The sequence below is a fragment of the Micromonospora rifamycinica genome (genome assembly GCF_900090265.1).
Taxonomy (GTDB): domain Bacteria; phylum Actinomycetota; class Actinomycetes; order Mycobacteriales; family Micromonosporaceae; genus Micromonospora; species Micromonospora rifamycinica.
The window spans coordinates 1,107,341-1,124,182 of record NZ_LT607752.1 but is presented as its reverse complement, the minus strand read 5'-3'; the positions used below and the strand labels follow the sequence as shown (position 1 = coordinate 1,124,182).

Here is a 16,842-nt window from a genome sequence, read left to right as displayed (position 1 = left end):
GAGCGGGTCAGGTGCCGGCCGGCGGCGGGTTGTTGCCGCCCCCGCCGCCGGAGTCGGCCGTGGTCGGCGGCGGGTCCACCGGGGCCGGCGTGGTGGTGGGCGGCGGGTCCACCGGGGCCGGCGTGGTGGTCGGCGGCGTGCCGACCGGGGTGGTCGGGGCCGACTTGGTCGGTGCCGGCAGGGACGAGCCGCCCGGCAGCGGCGTCGGGCTGACCGACACCGACGGTGACGGCTTCGTGTTCTGGTAATCCGGGCGGTTGGTGCGGTCCGGCTCCTCGGAGCCGGTCTCCTCGACCACCGTGGGGACCGCGCTCTGGTCGGTGGGCGCCACCGCCGGCCCGGTGTTGCGGATGTTCGGCGTGCCGCTGTCGAGCGACTTCGTGGCGCCCAGCGCGGCACCGAGGGCGGTCAGCGCCACCAGCACCGCGGCCAGCGCGCCGACCAGGGAGCCGCGGCGGTTGCGCCGGGACTCGGGGCCGACCACCGTCCGCGGGGCGCGGGACGGGTCGACGCGCGGGCCGTTCGCCCCGGACGGGTCGCGCAGCGACGGGGTCACCAGGGCGGTCAGGGCGGCGGTGCCGTCTCCGGTGGCGGCGCGGGCGGCGGCGGCCATCTCGGCACCGGTGGCGAACCGGTCCGCCGGATCCTTGGCCAGCGCCCGCGCCACCAGGGCGCGGACCGGCCCCGGAATGTCGGCCGGCAACTCCGGCGGCTCGTCGTCGAGGTGCCGCACGGCCACCTGGAGCGGATTGTCCCCGGTGAACGGCGGCTGCCCGGTCAGACAGCAGTGCGTCACCGCGCCGAGGGCGTAGATGTCGGTGGCGGCCGAGACCGGCCGACCGGACGCCTGCTCCGGCGCCATGTAGAGGGCGGTGCCCGGCACCGCGTTGGTGCTGGTGATGCTCGTCACGTTGGTGGAGCGGGCGACCCCGAAGTCGACCAGCACCACCGTGCCGTCCTCCTGCACCAGCAGGTTGCTCGGCTTGACGTCGCGGTGCACGATCCCGCCGGCGTGCGCCGCGTGCAGGGCCTGTGCGACCTGCGCCACGATCGACATCGTCTCGGCCACGTCCAGGTGACCGGCCGACTCGATCCGCCGGGACAACGGCTCGCCCTCGACGAACTCCATGACCAGGTAGTCGGCCCGGGTGCCGTCGGCGAGGCGGTCCTCGCCACAGTCGAAGACCTGCACGATGCCGGGGTTGCGCAGCGCGGCCATGATCCGCGCCTCGGAGCGGAACCGGGCGATGAAGTCAGGGTCCGAGACGAGCGCCGGCAGCAGTACCTTCACCGCGACCTGGCGGCCGAGCACCAGGTCGGTGGCCCGCCACACATCGCCCATACCGCCGGTGGCGACACGTTCGTCCAGGCGGTAGCGACCGCTGAGCACGAGCTCGGATGACAACACCCCCATACCGTACCCAGGGTCCTCCCGTCCGGCAGATGCCGATATCCCTTCCGCGTCCTCGCCGGGCGACCCGCCCAGGTCCGCCCGCCGAAGCCGCTGGCGTTGGGTGGTCGGTGGACCACTCGCCGTCACCGGCAACCCGGCCGGACCCCTCCCGCCCGACCGCTGCGCCGTCGACTTGCCTCCACCGGCGGTGTGCTCCTAGTGTTGGCCGCCCTGCTGCCCGTACCGCGTCGCCATCGACGACGCCGTATTCTCGCGGCGGTGTGCGGACGGGTCCTCGGCCTGCGGTGCCGGGGTGTGATCGGGGTCAGCGGGGGACTGAAGGTGCGCGAGAGGAACCGCCTGCCGGGCTGCGGCCCGCGTCCGTCCGGCAGCGGGCCGGTCGGCCGGTGGGAGCGGTACGACCATGACCGATGACCTGGCCGCGACGGTCGCCGCGGCGCAGGCCGGTGACGAGGAGTCGTTCCGGTTGCTGTACCGCAGCCTGCAACCCGGCCTGCTGCGCTATCTCACCGCGCTCGTCGGCCCCGACGCCGAGGACGTCGCCTCCGAGACCTGGTTGCAGATCTCCCGGGACCTGTCCCGGTTCACCGGCGGCGAGTTCCGCGGCTGGGCGGTGACGATCGCCCGGAACCGGGCCATGGACCACCTCCGCCGGCAGCGTCGCCGCCCGGCGCTGCCGGTCCCGGTGCAGGCGCTCACCGACCTCGCCGGGGACGCCGACACCGCCGAGCGGGCCGGCGAGACGATCGGGACCGAGTCCGCGCTGGCCCTGATCGCCACTCTGCCGCCCCGGGAGGCCGAGGCCGTGCTCCTGCGGGCGGTGATCGGGTTGGACGCTCAGACCGCCGGCCAGGTCCTCGGCCGGCGACCGGGCGCGGTCCGTACGGCCGCGCACCGGGGGCTGCGCAGGCTGGCGGCGTTGCTGGAGCGGCCCGACGCGGCGCAGCCCTCCGATGACGAACGGGCCGCCCCGCCCCGACCCCGGCCGACGCCGCACGCGTCCCAGGTTGAACCGGCGGACGGTTGACGTGAGGGGAAACTGGATGAACTTCCACCGGTCGGCCCGACCCGGGCGGACGGTGGACCGGGCCGAGGCCGAGCGGTTGCTCGATGCGCCCGGCCCGGGCGTGCCACCGTCCGCCGACGATCCGCTCGCCCGGCTGCTGGCCGCCGCCGCGGCCCCGGCCCGACCCGGGGAACTGGCCGGCGAGCAGGCGGCGGTGGCGGCCTTCCGGGCCGCGCAGGGAGCCGTGGCCCCGGCGTCCGGCGTCCGGCGGCGGCGTCGGCTGACCACCGGCGTGCTGGCCTGGATCGCCGGGCTGGCCGCCACCGCCACCGCGGGGGTGGCGTTCGCCGCCGTCACCCTCGACGACCGGCCCGGCGAGCGGACCCCCGGCCCCGTCCCGTCCGCCTCGGACACCGGATCCACCAGCCCCACCCCGCACCGGACGGACCCGTCGCGCCGACCCACCGCCGCACCGGGGGGCACCTCGCCGGGTGCCGCCGTCCCACCCGCGACCCCGCCCCATGGGAAGCCGGCGGGCGACGGCAGGTGGACCGGACAGTGCCGGGCCTACCTGGCCAAGTCGCCCGAGCAGCGGGCGAAGGCGCTGACCAAGCCCGGTTTCGCCGGCCTGGTCGATGCCGCCGGTGGAGCCGACCGGGTGGAGGCGTACTGCCGGGAACTCGTCCCCGACCATCCCGCGCCCGGCCCCGCCACCGGTGGTCCCAAGGGCGGGGCCGGTCCCAAGGGCGGCACCGGCCCCGGCTCCGGCGGCGGCCCTGGCGGCACGCCCAGCCCCGGCCCGAAGAACTAGTCGACGAGGCTTCGCGGAATGTTTCTTTTCCCCGGGCCTGCGGTATCCGTCCGTTAGACAGAGGATGGAGGGACGGGGGCGGTCTCCACCGCCGGCCTGCCCGGCCGGCCGGTGGGGTCGGATCCCCTGTCGGGAGGGGGTCGCACCGTGGTGACATCGCCGGAGCTGGACCGGTCGATCGTGCTCGGCGAGGTGTCCGGCGCCGCCGGACATCTCGCCCGGATCTGCTTCAAGACCGGGCCGCCGACCCTCACCGGCGTCGAACTGGAATGGACCGTCCACGACGCCGCCGACCCCGCCCGGCCACTGGACCGGGCGCGGCTACGGGCGGCACTCGGGCCGCACAGCCCACCCACCCTCGACGACACCAGCCCGGCCCGCCCCCTCCGGCACGGCAGTACCGTGACCGTCGAGCCCGGTGGCCAGGTGGAGGTGTCCACCGCGCCGCGAACCTCGGTCGCCGCGCTGGTCTCGGCGACCCAGGCCGACATCGACGAACTCGACGCCCTGCTCGGCCGGGCCGGGCTGGTGCTCGGGCGCAGCGGCATCGACCCGTGGCGGAACCCGCGCCCGGTGGTCGACACCCCGCGCTACCGCGCCATGCGTTGCGTGTTCGACCGCCGCGGCCCGGCCGGGCAGACCATGATGTACAGCACCGCCGGTCTCCAGGTCTGCCTTGACGTCGGGGAGCCGGCCGGGCTGCCCGACCGTTGGGCGGCGGTGCACGCGATGGGACCGCCGCTGGTGGCGGCGTTCGCCACCGCCGACCGGCACGCCGGCCGACCCACCGGCTGGGCCTCGGCCCGGATGGCCGCCTGGCTGGACATCGACCCGGCCCGCACCGGGCCGGTCTGGTCGGCGCACCAGCCGGACCGGGATCCGGTGGCCGCCTGGACCGAGTACGTCCTCGCCGCGCCGCTGCTCTGCCTGCGGCACGCCGGCCCGGACTGGACGCCGCCACCGGGGGTCACCTTCGCCGACTGGATCGCCGGAGCGCTGCCGTTCCCACCCACCACCGACGACCTGGACTACCACGTCAGCACGCTCTTCCCGCCGGTGCGCCCGCGCGGCTACCTGGAGGTCCGCTACCTCGACGCCCAGCCGGGCCGGGACTGGACGATCCCGCTGGCCGTGCTGACCGCGCTGCTGCACGACGACCGGACGGTCCGGGCCGCCCGGGAGATCGCCACCCCGGTGGCCGACCGCTGGCACCGCGCGGCGCGGCACGCCCTGGCCGATCCACCGCTGGCCACGGCCGCCGCTGCCCTGCTCGACCTGGCCCGGCGGAACCTGCCGGCACTGGACCTGCCGGCCCAGACCCACGACGAGATCGACCGCGGGATCCGGCGACGGATCGCCGCCGCGGAGAGGGGGAACCGGTGACCACCACCGAGCAGCCGGGCACCGAGGCCGAATCGCTGCGCAGCCGGATCGCCGCCGAACTGGCCCGCACCCGGGCCCGTACCGACGCGCTCACCACCGCCGTCGACGACGACGACCTGGTCCGCCAGCACTCCACCCTGATGTCCCCGCTGGTCTGGGACCTCGCCCACGTGGGCAACCAGGAGGAGCTCTGGCTGGTCCGCGACGTGGGCGGGCGGACGCCCGTCCGCCAGGACATCGACAACCTGTACGACGCCTTCAAGCAGCCCCGCAAGGACCGGCCGGCGCTGCCGCTGCTGCCCCCGGCCGAGGCGCGGGCATACGTGGCGACCGTCCGGGACAAGGTCCACGACCTGCTGGACGGGATCCGGTTCACCGACCGGGCGCTGGTCGCCGACGGGTTCGTCTTCGGCATGATCGTGCAGCACGAGCAGCAGCACGACGAGACCATGCTCGCCACCCACCAGCTCCGGGCCGGCCCGCCGGTGCTCGACGCGCCACCGCCCCCCGAGCCGCGGGCCCGGCCCGCCGCCGAGGTGCTGGTGCCGGCGGGACCGTTCACCATGGGCACCTCGACCGACCCGTGGGCGTTGGACAATGAACGGCCCGCCCACACCGTCGAGCTGCCCGCGTACGTCATCGACGCGGCGCCGGTGACGAACGGGGCGTACCGGGAGTTCATCGCCGACGGCGGGTACGACGATCCGCGCTGGTGGAGCGCGGCCGGCTGGCGGCACCGCACCGGGGCCGGACTGACCGCGCCGATGCACTGGCGACGCGACGGCGACGGCTGGGCCTACCAGCGGTTCGGCCGGTGGGCGCCGGTCCGCGACGACGAGCCGGTGGTGCACGTCTGCTGGCACGAGGCGCAGGCGTACGCGAGCTGGGCCGGCAAACGGCTGCCCACCGAGGCGGAGTGGGAGAAGGCGGCCCGCTGGGATCCGGCGACCGGCCGGTCCCGCCGCTGGCCGTGGGGCGACGACGAGCCGACCGCCGAGCACGCCAACCTGGGGCAGCGGCACCTGTGGCCGGCGCCGGTCGGGGCGTACCCGGCGGGGGCGTCGCCGCTCGGCGTGCACCAGCTCGTCGGCGACGTCTGGGAGTGGACGGCCAGCGGCTTCCACGGCCACCCCGGGTTCGCCGTCTTCCCCTACCGGGAGTACTCCGAGGTGTTCTTCGGCGGGGACTACCGGGTGTTGCGCGGCGGGTCGTTCGGCACCGACCGGGCGGCCTGCCGGGGCACCTTCCGCAACTGGGACCACCCGATCCGGCGGCAGATCTTCAGCGGCTTCCGCTGTGCCCGCGACGCCCGGCCCGAGGAGGCCCACGGGTGACCGGCGGAGGCGCCTGATGTGCCGGCACCTGGCGTACCTCGGACCTGCGGTGACCCTGCGGGCGCTGCTCTACGACCCGCCGCACTCGCTGGTGCGGCAGTCCTGGGCGCCGCGGGACATGCGGGGCGGCGGGACGGTCAACGCGGACGGCTTCGGCGTCGGTTGGTATCCCGGCACCGCGACCCCGGTGCGGTACCGGCGGGCGGGTCCGATCTGGTCCGATCCGACCCTGCCCGAGCTGGCCGCGGTGACCACCGCCGGCGCGGTGCTGGCGGCGGTGCGCTCCGGCACGGCCGGCATGCCGGTGCAGGAGAGCGCCGCCGCGCCCTTCGCCGAGGGGCGGTGGCTGTTCAGCCACAACGGGGTGGTGCGCGGCTGGCCGGACTCGGTGCTCGGGCCGGCCGGTGCACTGCCGGTGCGGGACCTGCTCACCCTCGACGCGCCGACCGACTCGGCGCTGCTGTGGGCGCTGGTCCGGCACCGGCTGCGGGCCGGCGCGTCGATGGACGAGGCGGTCACCGCGACGGTACGGGAGGTGGCCGCCGCGGCACCGGGTTCCCGGTTGAACCTGCTGCTCACCGACGGGGTGTCGGTGGTGGCGAGCGTGTGGGACCACGCGTTGTCGGTGCGGGTCACCTCCGGGGCGGTGCTGCTGGCCTCCGAGCCGGTGGACGACGCGCCCGAATGGCGGGAGGTACCGGACGGGCGGTGGGTACGGGCCGGGCCGGACGGCGTGCGCCTCGGCGCACTGGGGTGACCGGGCGCGCCTCGGCGCTCGAAGGTGACCGGGCGCGCCTCGGCGCACTGGAATGACCGGACGGAACGGGACGATGTCGGCGCAGGAGAGGGGAACTGATGAGCGCGGAACCGCTGGAGATCTACCTGGAGGAGCGGGACCTCGACCGGGCACTGCGGTCCGACGTGCGGGACGGGCTGACCGCCGATCCGAAGTGGCTGCCACCGAAGTGGTTCTACGACGCCCGGGGCAGCGAGTTGTTCGAGGAGATCACCCGGCTGCCGGAGTACTACCCGACCCGGGCGGAACGGGCGGTGCTCGCCGCCCGGGCGGCCGACGTCGCGGCGTCGACCGGGGCGAAGACGCTGATCGAGCTGGGCTCCGGTTCGTCGGAGAAGACCCGGCTGCTGCTGGACGCGTTCACCCGGCAGGGCGGGCTGGGCACCTTCGTGCCGCTGGACGTGTCGGTGAGCGCGCTGCGGCAGTCCACCGCGCAGATCGCCGCCGACTACCCGGCGTTGCGGGTACGCGGCATCGTCGGTGACTTCACCCGGCAGCTGGACCGGTTGCCGACCGGCGGCCGGCGGTTGGTGGCCTTCCTGGGCGGCACCATCGGCAACCTGCTGCCGGCCGAGCGGGCCGGCTTCCTGGCGGCGATGCGCGCGGCCCTGGAGCCGGACGACCACCTGCTCGTCGGCACCGACCTGGTCAAGGACCCGGCGGTGCTCGTGCCGGCCTACGACGACGCCGCCGGGGTCACCGCCGAGTTCAACCGCAACGTGCTCCGGGTGGTCAACCGGGAGCTGGCCGCCGACTTCGACCCGGCCGCGTTCGCCCACGTCGCGGTCTGGGATCCGGCCCGGGAGTGGATCGAGATGCGGCTGCGGGCCGGCCGTGCGATGCGGGTGCGGATCGCGGCGCTCGGGCTGAGTGTCGACTTCGCCGAGGGGGAGGAGCTGCGTACCGAGGTGTCGGCGAAGTTCCGGCCGGAGGGGATCGCGGCCGAGCTGACGGCGGCCGGCTTCGTGCCGGCAGAGTTCTGGACCGACCCCGACGGCCTGTTCGGGGTGACGTTGGCGCGGGCCTGTTGAGCCACGCCGGCCGGTGGGCGTCACCCGACCGGCCCGCCGGTGGGTCGGGTGACGCCGCGCACCCGGCCCGCCGGCGGGTGGGGGTGACGCCGCGCACCCCGGCCCCGGGGCGGCGGGCCGGTCGGCTAGGCTGGCGGACGCGAAGGGGAGTAGCCCCCAATGTCGTGGTCGACACACTGGTGCGTTCCGCACCCGGCCACGCGGCCCCATCCCCGGATGGGGCGGGCGAGACCTTCGACTCAGGCTGTCGCAGCCGGGTCGAGGGCGCCCCATACCTCTTCCCGGCCTGATCGGGAAGGTTCTCATGGACGGTTTTCTCGTCGCGCTGGTGGTCAGCTTCGGCGTCATCTTCGTCGCCGAGCTGGGGGACAAGTCCCAGCTGATGGCGCTCACGTTCGCCACCCGGTTCCGGACGGTCCCGGTGCTGATCGGCATCACCGTCGCCACCGCGATCGTGCACCTGGCCTCAGTGGCGATCGGGGTGGGCCTGAACGCCGCGTTGCCGACCGGGTGGATCTCCCTCGTCGCCGGTCTGGCGTTCCTCGGCTTCGGGGTCTGGACGCTGCGCGGGGACAAGCTCACCGAGGAGGAGAAGCGCAAGGCGGAGAAGACCGGCAAGTCGGCCGTCTTCGCCGTGGGCGTGGCGTTCTTCCTGGCCGAGCTGGGCGACAAGACGATGCTCGCGACGATCACCCTGGCCACCAAGTACGGCTGGTTCGGCACCTGGCTCGGCTCGACGCTGGGCATGGTGGCCGCCGACGCGCTGGCCATCCTGGTCGGCCGGCTGCTCGGCCGGCACCTGCCGGAGCGGACCATCCGGTACGGCGCCGCGGTGCTCTTCGCCGTCTGCGGTCTGTGGCTGATCCTGGAGGCGGTGCGGGAACTGTCCTGAGCACCGACTAGCGGGTCCGGGGGCGGGTAACGCCCCGCGGTGAGGCTGGACGAGCTGCTGCGGCACGGTGACCTGGTCGCGGTGGGGGTGGTGGAGGCGCTCGGCGCGGCGACCATCGTCGCCGGTGCGCTCTGGGCGGCGCTGCGGTGCGTGGTCGAAGGGCTCAGGCACCGCAGCGCCGCCGTGTTCACCCCGATCCGGCTCTCCCTCGGCCGGTTCCTGACCCTCGGCCTGGAGTTCCAGCTCGCGGCGGACATCCTGCGTACCGCGGTGTCGCCGAGCTTCGCCCAGCTCGGTCAGCTGGCGGCGATCGCCACCATCCGGACCGCCCTGAACGTCGTGCTCCGCAGGGAGATCAGCCACGAGCGACGGCAGCTCCATGCCGGGGCGGCCGGGGGCACCGGCGATCCGCGGTGACCGTCCCCCCGCCGACTACCGACCCCCGGCGGGGGGTAAGACAACCAGGCCCCCACCGGGGCGAGCAGGGCACGAACCGGACGTGACGGGAAGGATCCCGCTATGCGGCGACACGACGAGCCGAACGAGTACGGCTTCGCGGGCGGGGCGACCGCCCCGCAGACCCCGGCGGACGCCCGCCCCGACGAGCAGGACCGGGCCGAGGCGGTGGCGGTGCCGGGGGACGACCTGACCGAGCCGGTCGCCGAGGCACTGCAGGAGACGGAACCGGACGGGCGGGATCCCGCGCCGCGGCGCGGCCGGTGACCAGCGTCCGCCCGGCGCCCCCGCACGGGGTGCCGGGCGGACGGCCCGGTCAGCGCGGCGCCGGCAGCGCCGAGAGCCGGGCGGCGTCGTCGGGCCGGGCGGCGTCGTCGAGCCGGGCACGGCTGCGGTCGCAGCATGCCGCCAGCCGCTTGACCAGCTCCTCCGGCTCCCCGTACGGGTCGAGTCCGGCCAGTTCCGCGGGGGCCAGCGGGGGCACCCGGACGTGGGAGATGAGCGGGTGCAGCGGGCGGCTGTCGATCTCGTCGACGCCGAACAGGTCCTCGTGCAGCTTCTCCCCGGGGCGCAGGCCGGTGAAGACGATCTCGGGTGGCTTCGGTGCTTCGGCGGCCAGGCGCTGGGCCACCTCGGCGATCCGCACCGGCTCGCCCATGTCCAGCACCAGCGCCTCGCCGCCCCGGCCGACGACGGCGGCCTGGAGGACCAGGTGCACCGCCTCCTGGAGGGTCATGAAGTACCGGGTCACGTCCGGGTGGGTCACGGTGATCGGGAGCCCGGCCCGGACCTGGGCCTGGAAGGCGGTGAGCACGGAACCCCGGCTGCTGAGCACGTTGCCGAACCGGACGCTGAGGAACGCGCCGCCGTACCGGTCGGCGTAGTGCGCGGTCAGCCGCTCGGTGATCCGCTTGGAGTAGCCGAGCACGCTGATCGGGTTGGCCGCCTTGTCGGTGGAGATGTTCACGAACTCGGCGACGTCACGGCACGCCTCCAGCACGTTCACGGTGCCCTGGATGTTCGTCTTGATCGCCTCGCCCGGGTGCCGTTGCAGCAGGGTGAGGTGCTTGAGGGCGGCGGCGTGGAAGACGATGTCGGGCTGCCGTTCGGCGATGATCCGGGTGATGGCGTCGGCGTCGCGGATGTCGGCGAGGATCAGCTCCGGGCCGTCCAGCAGGGCCCGGCCGTGCAGGGACATCTGCAGGGCGTGCAGGGCGGACTCGTCCCGGTCCAGCATCATCAGCTCTCCCGGGTCGCAGCGGGCGATCTGCCGGCACAGCTCCGAGCCGATCGACCCACCGGCCCCGGTGACCAGCACCCGGCGTCCGGCCAGGCCACTGCGCTCCACGGTCAGTTCGGCGACCCGCTGGGCGCGTCCGAGCAGGTCGGTGAGCTGCAGGTCGCGGACGGCGTCGGCGGTGACCGGGCGGTCCAGCAGCTCCCGGACGGGAGGCAGCACCTTGAACGCCGCACCCGACTGGAGGGTGCGGCTGCGGACGTCCCGCATCAGCGCGGCGTCCGAGCCGTTGATCGAGAAGATCACCGTGCTGGCCCGGGTACGCCGGACCGCCTGGGTCAGCTCGTTGCGGCCGCCGAGCACCCGTAGCCCGGCCACCCGTAGCCCCTGCCGCTCCGGGTCGTCGTCGAGCAGGCCGACCGGCAGGTAGCCGCTGGCGGGGTCGCCGAGCAGCACCCGGATCAGGCGTTCGCTGGCCGCGTCCACCCCGTAGATGAGCGTCCGGTCGGCCGAGCGGGCCGGTCGGGCGTCCCGGTCGCGGCGCCACCGGTAGAAGACCCGGCCGCCGCCCATCGCCAGCAGCGCGACGGCCGCGCCGAGGACCGGGACGCTGGCCGGGACCGGTCGGTCGGTCATCGGCAGCAGCGCGGCCAGGGCGACCACCGCGGTCATCAGCACGATCCCGCCCAGGTCGCGTGCGTCACCGACGCTGCCGACCGGGTGCCGACCCCGGGCGGTGAAGCGGACCTGTTCGAGCGCCGCGTGGACGACGGCGCAGACTCCGGCGGCGCCGAGGGCCGACGCGCACTGGCGCGGCGTGATGCCGAATTCGTACCGGGCCCAGGACGCGACCAGGAAACCCGCGCACCAGGAGGCGGTGTCGAGCGTTAGCAAGGACAGGGTCTTCGCACGCCGGGTGACCCAGTCGCGTCGGGTGATGGAGTCGTTGAGGGGGTCGGTGTGATCCATGGGCGTCCTCTACGTTTTGTCCCGTTATTGAGATGATTCACCGTGAGCACGAGGTTTCGATCGTATACATTGCGTTTGCCGCTTAACGGGCTACTTGCAGGGTTTAGATACTCTCATGTGCTTATCAGAACCTAGGGAGACTTCGTGCTTTTTCACCGGCTAGCCGTTCCGCCGCCGGAACGGAGGGCGTGATGGACGTCCGTACCTGCCTGCGCCTGGTCCGCCGACACTGGTGGATCGTCCTGGTCACCCTGATGCTCACGGTCGGTGCCGCGGCCCTGGTCACGGTCCGTACGCCGCCGCGGTACATGGCGTCCGTGACCTTCTTCGTCACCGCCCCCAGCCAGGGCGTCACCAACGCCTACCAGGGCGAGCTCTTCCTCCAGCAGCGCGTGAAGTCCTACGCCGACCTGCTGCGCAGCGACCGCCTGGCGCAGGCCATGGTCGCCGACAACTCTCTCGGTCTCACCGCCGACGACATCCAGCACCGGGTGGCCACCTCGACCGAGACCGGCACCGTGCTGCTGCGCGCCAACGTCACCGACACCGACCAGGCCCGCGCCCTGAAGACGACGGAGGTTCTGTCGGCGAAGTTCGTCGAGCTGGTCCAGAAGATCGAGACCACCTCGGACGGCAAGGCCGGCCCCACCCGGCTCGAGGTGGTCGGTGGCCCCCGGGTCAGCGCCAGCCCGGTCGCCCCGCAGCCGAACCGCAACATCGCCCTCGGGGTGCTGGTCGGGCTGCTGCTCGGCGCGGCCCTGGCGGTGCTGCGCGGCATGGTCGACGTCCGGCTGCGGGACGCCGCCGGGCTGCAACGGGCCACCGGCAGCCCGCTGCTCGGCGACATCCCGTTCGACGTGGCCGCCAAGGCGAAGCCGTTGATCGTCGGCGAGGCGGCGACCTCCGCCCGCGCGGAGGCGGTCCGCAAGCTGCGGACCAACCTGCGGTTCGTGGACGTGCACGAACCGGCCCGGGTGATCGCGGTGACCAGCGCGTTGCAAGGCGAGGGGAAGACCACGCTCTCCTGCAACCTGGCGATCGCCCTGGCCGAGGCGGGCTGGCGGGTGCTGCTCGTCGACGCCGACCTGCGTCGCCCGAAGGTCGCCGACTACCTCGGCATCGACGGCGGGATCGGCCTGACCGACGTGCTCGTGGGCGACGTCCAGGTCGGTGACGTGGTGCAACGCTGGGGCGACAAGTCTCTGCTGGTGCTGCCCAGCGGGTCGACCCCGCCGAACCCCAGCGAGCTGCTCGGTGCGAAGGCGATGGCGGATCTGCTGCTGGCGCTCCGCGAGTCCGCCGACATCGTCGTGATCGACACCGCGCCGCTGCTGGCCGTCACCGACGGCGTGGTGGTGGCCGTGCAGGCCGACGGCGCGTTGCTGGTCACGCAGCAGGGCCGCACCTCGCGGGCGCAGGTCGCCGCGGCGGCCCGCTCCCTGCACTCGGTGTCGGTGCGGCTGCTCGGCTGTGTGCTCAACATGGCGAAGGTGGCCCGGGTCGACGCCTACCAGTACGAGGCGTACCGGGTGGCCACCACCACGCCGTCCGTCCCGGCGGACCGCGCCGCCGCCCACCGCGGCGACCAGGACCTGCACCCCGTCGAGGACCGGACGCAGGAACTCACCCGGCTGTCCCAGTGAGTGCCGTCGCGGTTTCCGTCGCCGACGTCCGGTCCACCACCCGGTGGGGTGGGGCGTCGGCGGCGGGGCGGGGGAGCGGGTGGCGATGAGGATCGGGATCCTGTCCTACCACTTCCCGCCGGAACCGGCCTTCATCCCCGGCAGCCTGGCCGAGGAGCTGGCCCGTCGGGGGCACGAGGTCCGGGTGCTGACCGGGTTCCCGGACTATCCCGGTGGTCACGTCTACCCGGGCTGGCGGCAGCGCTGGCGGCACCTGACCCGCAGCGAGCGGTTGACCGTGCGCCGGGTGCCGCGGTACGCCGGTGGGGACGCCTCACCCGCCGCCCGGATGGCCGGCTATCTCTCCTTCGCGGGCAGCGCCGCCCTGGTGGGACGGCGCTACCTGGCCGACGTCGACGTGCTGTACGTCTTCCAGCTCCCCGCCACCACCTTCGCCACGGCCGGGTTGCTGCGGCTGCTCGGCCGGGTGCCGACGGTCCTGCACGTGCAGGACCTCTGGACCGGGGAGGGGGCCGCCGGGGAGGACGGGCAGGGCCGGGTCGCCACCACGATGCGCCGGGTGCTGCGCGCCGCCGATGCGTTGGCGGTCACCGCACCGTCCATGCGGGACCTGGTGCTCGCCGACGGGGTCGCCGGTGAGCGGGTGCACACCGTACTCAACTGGACCGACGAGCGGATCTTCCAACCGGTGCGCCCCGGCCGGGCCGCCTGGGAGCTGGTACGCCGGGACGCCCGCTGCGTGGTCATGCACGCCGGGACGATCGGCGTACGCCAGGGGCTGGAGACCGCGGTCCGCGCGGCGGCGGCGCTCGACGACCGGATGGATCTGGTGCTGGTCGGCTCCGGCGCGCAGGAGCGGCGGGTCCGGGGGCTCGCCGGGGAGCTGGGGGCCGGCAACGTCCGTTTCCTGGAGCGGCGCTCGCCGACCGACATGCCCGAGCTGTACGCCGCCGCCGACTACCAGCTGGTTACCCTGCGTGATCTTCCGGAGCTGCGCGGGACGGTGCCGAGCAAGGTGCAGTCCGCGCTGGCCTGCGCCGCGCCGCTGGTGGCCTCGGCCGGGGGTGACACCGCGGCGCTGGTGGAGCGGGCCCGGGCCGGGCTCTCCTGCCCGCCGGAGGACTGGGCCGCGCTGGCCGACCGGTTCTGGCTGGCCACCACGATCCCGCCACCGGCGCGGGCGGAGATGGGCCGGCGGGGGCGGGAGACGTACCTGCGGGAGATGTCGCTGGGGGCCGGGGTGGACCGGATCGAGACGCTGCTGACCCACGTCGCGGCGACCGCCGGCCGGCCGGATCGTGCCCGGTAAACCGACTTAAAGCGGCAAAGAACCTGTTATCAATCTAGAGCACCGACATTCGTGCTAGAAACCTCATGAACGGTCATTTCCCCCGAAGTAGGAGCGGAGTGTGGCGTGGCAGAGAGCCATGGGTCACGACGTGGTCGACGCCGGCTGCGCCGGCGGACCCGGCGGCGGGTCCGTCGCGTCCTGCTGGTCGGCCTGGTCGTCACGGCCGTGCTGCTCGGCGCTGCGGGATGGGTGGGGTTCCGTGGCTGGCAGGCGCGGGCGCACCTGGTCAACGCGGCCGGGCTGGCCCGGGAGCTGAGCACCCAGGTGCTGGCCGGCGACCTGGACCGCGCCCAGCGCACGCTGGCGGCGTTGCAGGAGCAGGCCGGCGCGGCGCGGGCCGCCACCGGCGACCCCGGCTGGTGGGTCGCCCGGCACGCCCCGTACGCCGGGGACGACGTGGCGGCGGTACGGAGCATCGCGGTCGCCATCGACGACCTCGCCCGGAACGCCTTCCCGGTCCTGCTCCGCACCGACCTGGCCACCCTGGTGCCGACCCAGGGGCGGCTCGACCTGGCCCGGTTGCAGGCCGCCTCGGCGGGCCTGACGGAGGCGGACGCCGCCGTCCGCAGGTCCCGGGTCGGTCTCGACGCGGTACCCGCCGAGGATCTGGTCAGCCAGCTCCGCACCGCGCTGGGCGAACTGCGCACCGAGATCGACCGGCTGGCCGGCTTGACCGGCGCGGCGCAACGGGGTGCCCGGGTGCTGCCCGCCCTGCTCGGGGCGGACGGACCGCGCAGCTACCTGCTGCTCTCGCAGAACCTCGCCGAGCTGCGGGCCACCGGCGGCATGTTCGGCGCGTACGCGGTGATCCATGCCGACGACGGGCGGATCCGGCTACGGGAGCAGGGCACCAGCGCCCAGTTCGGTCGTTTCACCCCCGCCCTGCCGGTGGCCGAGGAGGTGCGCCGCATCTACACCGACCTGCCCGGCATCTATCCCGCCGACGTCAACCTCACACCGCACTTCCCGACCGCCGCGAAGCTCTACCGGGAGATGTACCGACGGCACAGCGGCGCGACCGTCGACGGGGTGCTGGCCGTCGACCCGGTGATGCTCTCGTACCTGCTCCAGGCCACCGGCCCGGTGCGGGTGCCGGGCGACGCCACCCTGGTCAGCAGTCAGGTGGTCCGCACCCTGCTCAGTGATGCCTATCAGGGGCGGGACGACAGCGGACAGGACGCCTTCTTCGCCGCCTCGGCGTCCGCCGTCTTCGACGCCTTCCTCACCAAGAAGGTCAACCCTAGAGGGCTTTTGTCGGCTTTAGACCGCTCCATCACTGAACGGCGGATATTGTTCTGGAGTGCCCGATCTGAGGAGCAGCGGACGTTCCACGACACCCGGCTCGCCGGCGTGCTTCCCGAACAGGAGGCCGCACCGACCGTCGGGGTCTTCCTCAACGACGGCAGCGGCGCCAAGCTCGGCTACTACCTGCGGCCGGCGGCCACCCTCACCATGGGTGACTGCGCCGACGAGGGGCGGCGGCAACTCCGGTTGCGCTTCACCCTGCACTCCTCGGCCCCCGACAGCGGGCTCAGCAAGTCGGTGCTCGGTCTGGCCAGGGCCGACGACCCGTACACCGCCCGGACCCTGGTGTCCATCTACAGCCCGGCCGGCGGCACGGTCCTCGGCGCCCGGCTGGACGGGAAACCGATCTCGCTGGGCAGCGGGACCGAACGACGCCGCCAGGTCGCCATCGCGACCGTCGACGTCGCGCCCAACGCCACCCGAACCCTCGACGTGGACCTGCTGACCAGCAGGAACACCGCCGGAACCCCCGACATCTGGCACACACCGACCGCCACCCCATGGACCACCCAAGTAGTTCCCGCACCTAGCTGCAAACAGTAGGAGGAGACCATCATGCGGCTATCCCGCATTCTCATGGCGCTGACGGTCGGTCTGGCCATCGTGGCCGTGCCGACCGCCGCGGGGGCTGCTCAGCCGCAGCCACCCGCCGACAGCACGCCGCAGCCGCCACCGTACCCACCCGTCACGCCCTCGCTGACGGCCAACCCGACGACCATCTTCCTCGGCGAGACCGTGGTGCTCACCGGCACCGGCTTCGGGCCGAACGAGATCGTCGACATCGACGTCACCGTGGCGCCCCTCGCCGCGGCCGTGCCGGGGCAGGCGCCGGCCCGACGCAGCGACGGCACCACCGTCGCGATGGTGAAGGTGGACTATTCGCAGCCGCAGCCCGCGCCGCGGCACTTCACGGCGCAGACCGACGCGAACGGCAACTTCACCGTGAGCTACCGGCCGAGCGACGTCGGGCGGCTCACCTTCACCGCGACCGGGCGTACCTCGGGTCGTACGGCCAGCACGACGATCACCGTGCTGCCGAAGAAGAAGCACCCGCACCTGCCGGTCACCGGTGACAACCTGAGCACGCCGCTGAAGGTCGGCGGCGGGCTGGTCGGCGCCGGTGTCGTGCTGATGCTGACCGCCTTCGGGTGGCGGCGTCGCCACCGGTTCGGCATGACCCGCTGACCCGGATCACTCCGGTACGCGAAGGTGCC

15 protein-coding genes are annotated in these 16,842 nt (G+C 74.1%); 13 read left to right on the top strand and 2 right to left on the bottom strand.

Annotated features, from left to right (window positions below; genetic code table 11):
* Window positions 1-7: 7 nt before the first annotated feature.
* Complete coding sequence (locus GA0070623_RS04760) at window positions 8-1,414, bottom strand: serine/threonine-protein kinase (RefSeq protein ID WP_067310384.1); 1,407 nt, start codon at window positions 1,412-1,414, stop codon at window positions 8-10.
* Between the two features lie 403 nt (window positions 1,415-1,817).
* Here GA0070623_RS04760 and GA0070623_RS04755 point away from each other — a divergent pair, with 403 nt between their 5' ends.
* The 9 genes from GA0070623_RS04755 to GA0070623_RS04715 all read left to right on the top strand — a co-directional run bounded on the left by GA0070623_RS04755 (window position 1,818) and on the right by GA0070623_RS04715 (window position 9,390).
* Window positions 1,818-2,441 carry an RNA polymerase sigma factor gene (locus GA0070623_RS04755; protein ID WP_067310381.1) on the top strand — a complete coding sequence of 208 codons (624 nt, stop codon included), beginning with the start codon at window positions 1,818-1,820 and terminating at the stop codon, window positions 2,439-2,441.
* Window positions 2,442-2,457: 16 nt separating this feature from the next.
* Entirely contained in the window at window positions 2,458-3,231 is a 774-nt protein-coding gene (locus GA0070623_RS04750; protein WP_067310378.1) for a hypothetical protein, read from the top strand.
* Window positions 3,232-3,378: 147 nt separating this feature from the next.
* Window positions 3,379-4,614 carry an ergothioneine biosynthesis glutamate--cysteine ligase EgtA gene (gene egtA / locus GA0070623_RS04745; RefSeq protein WP_067310373.1) on the top strand — a complete coding sequence of 412 codons (1,236 nt, stop codon included), beginning with the start codon at window positions 3,379-3,381 and terminating at the stop codon, window positions 4,612-4,614.
* A complete protein-coding gene (egtB, locus tag GA0070623_RS04740) occupies window positions 4,611-5,948 on the top strand; it encodes an ergothioneine biosynthesis protein EgtB (protein ID WP_067310370.1) in 1,338 nt (445 codons plus the stop codon). The genes egtA and egtB overlap by 4 nt, the downstream gene beginning before the upstream one ends.
* Window positions 5,949-5,964: 16 nt before the next feature.
* Complete coding sequence (egtC, locus tag GA0070623_RS04735) at window positions 5,965-6,705, top strand: ergothioneine biosynthesis protein EgtC (RefSeq protein WP_067310367.1); 741 nt, start codon at window positions 5,965-5,967, stop codon at window positions 6,703-6,705.
* A gap of 98 nt (window positions 6,706-6,803) precedes the next feature.
* Window positions 6,804-7,775, top strand: coding sequence for an L-histidine N(alpha)-methyltransferase (egtD, locus tag GA0070623_RS04730; protein WP_067310364.1), 972 nt, complete (start codon window positions 6,804-6,806; stop codon window positions 7,773-7,775).
* 304 nt (window positions 7,776-8,079) lie between these two features.
* Window positions 8,080-8,667, top strand: coding sequence for a TMEM165/GDT1 family protein (locus GA0070623_RS04725; RefSeq protein ID WP_089003911.1), 588 nt, complete (start codon window positions 8,080-8,082; stop codon window positions 8,665-8,667).
* A 39-nt stretch (window positions 8,668-8,706) separates the two neighbouring features.
* Window positions 8,707-9,084 (top strand): DUF1622 domain-containing protein, encoded by a 378-nt coding sequence (locus GA0070623_RS04720; RefSeq protein WP_197700047.1) that lies wholly within the window; start codon window positions 8,707-8,709, stop codon window positions 9,082-9,084.
* A gap of 102 nt (window positions 9,085-9,186) precedes the next feature.
* Entirely contained in the window at window positions 9,187-9,390 is a 204-nt protein-coding gene (locus GA0070623_RS04715) for a hypothetical protein (RefSeq protein WP_067310354.1), read from the top strand.
* Between the two features lie 49 nt (window positions 9,391-9,439).
* Here the strand turns inward: GA0070623_RS04715 and GA0070623_RS04710 are convergent, their stop codons facing one another.
* Window positions 9,440-11,329: a nucleoside-diphosphate sugar epimerase/dehydratase gene (locus GA0070623_RS04710; protein ID WP_084261392.1), complete on the bottom strand. Its 1,890-nt coding sequence runs from the start codon at window positions 11,327-11,329 to the stop codon at window positions 9,440-9,442.
* A 191-nt stretch (window positions 11,330-11,520) separates the two neighbouring features.
* On the opposite strand from GA0070623_RS04710, the gene GA0070623_RS04705 reads away from it, so the two are divergent.
* The 4 genes from GA0070623_RS04705 to GA0070623_RS04690 all read left to right on the top strand — a co-directional run bounded on the left by GA0070623_RS04705 (window position 11,521) and on the right by GA0070623_RS04690 (window position 16,813).
* The gene (locus GA0070623_RS04705) at window positions 11,521-12,972 is read left to right on the top strand and encodes a polysaccharide biosynthesis tyrosine autokinase (protein ID WP_067310352.1); all 1,452 of its coding nucleotides are present in this window, start codon (window positions 11,521-11,523) and stop codon (window positions 12,970-12,972) included.
* Window positions 12,973-13,057: 85 nt separating this feature from the next.
* Complete coding sequence (locus tag GA0070623_RS04700; protein ID WP_067310398.1) at window positions 13,058-14,281, top strand: glycosyltransferase family 4 protein; 1,224 nt, start codon at window positions 13,058-13,060, stop codon at window positions 14,279-14,281.
* Window positions 14,282-14,386: 105 nt separating this feature from the next.
* Window positions 14,387-16,171, top strand: a complete 1,785-nt coding sequence (locus GA0070623_RS04695) for a DUF4012 domain-containing protein (RefSeq protein WP_067310351.1) — start codon at window positions 14,387-14,389, stop codon at window positions 16,169-16,171.
* Between the two features lie 12 nt (window positions 16,172-16,183).
* Window positions 16,184-16,813 (top strand): hypothetical protein, encoded by a 630-nt coding sequence (locus GA0070623_RS04690; RefSeq protein WP_067310349.1) that lies wholly within the window; start codon window positions 16,184-16,186, stop codon window positions 16,811-16,813.
* Window positions 16,814-16,842: the final 29 nt, after the last annotated feature.

Excerpts from the sequence above, each read along its gene's own strand:
- GA0070623_RS04700 (WP_067310398.1), top strand. The coding sequence starts at position 13,058 with ATGAGGATCGGGATCCTGTCCTACCACTTCCCGCCGGAACCGGCCTTC.
- GA0070623_RS04710 (WP_084261392.1), bottom strand. The coding sequence starts at position 11,329 with ATGGATCACACCGACCCCCTCAACGACTCCATCACCCGACGCGACTGG.
- GA0070623_RS04690 (WP_067310349.1), top strand. The coding sequence starts at position 16,184 with ATGCGGCTATCCCGCATTCTCATGGCGCTGACGGTCGGTCTGGCCATC.
- GA0070623_RS04755 (WP_067310381.1), top strand. The coding sequence starts at position 1,818 with ATGACCGATGACCTGGCCGCGACGGTCGCCGCGGCGCAGGCCGGTGAC.
- GA0070623_RS04760 (WP_067310384.1), bottom strand. The coding sequence starts at position 1,414 with ATGGGGGTGTTGTCATCCGAGCTCGTGCTCAGCGGTCGCTACCGCCTG.
- GA0070623_RS04715 (WP_067310354.1), top strand. The coding sequence starts at position 9,187 with ATGCGGCGACACGACGAGCCGAACGAGTACGGCTTCGCGGGCGGGGCG.
- egtD (WP_067310364.1), top strand. The coding sequence starts at position 6,804 with ATGAGCGCGGAACCGCTGGAGATCTACCTGGAGGAGCGGGACCTCGAC.
- GA0070623_RS04705 (WP_067310352.1), top strand. The coding sequence starts at position 11,521 with ATGGACGTCCGTACCTGCCTGCGCCTGGTCCGCCGACACTGGTGGATC.
- GA0070623_RS04725 (WP_089003911.1), top strand. The coding sequence starts at position 8,080 with ATGGACGGTTTTCTCGTCGCGCTGGTGGTCAGCTTCGGCGTCATCTTC.
- egtC (WP_067310367.1), top strand. The coding sequence starts at position 5,965 with ATGTGCCGGCACCTGGCGTACCTCGGACCTGCGGTGACCCTGCGGGCG.
- GA0070623_RS04750 (WP_067310378.1), top strand. The coding sequence starts at position 2,458 with ATGAACTTCCACCGGTCGGCCCGACCCGGGCGGACGGTGGACCGGGCC.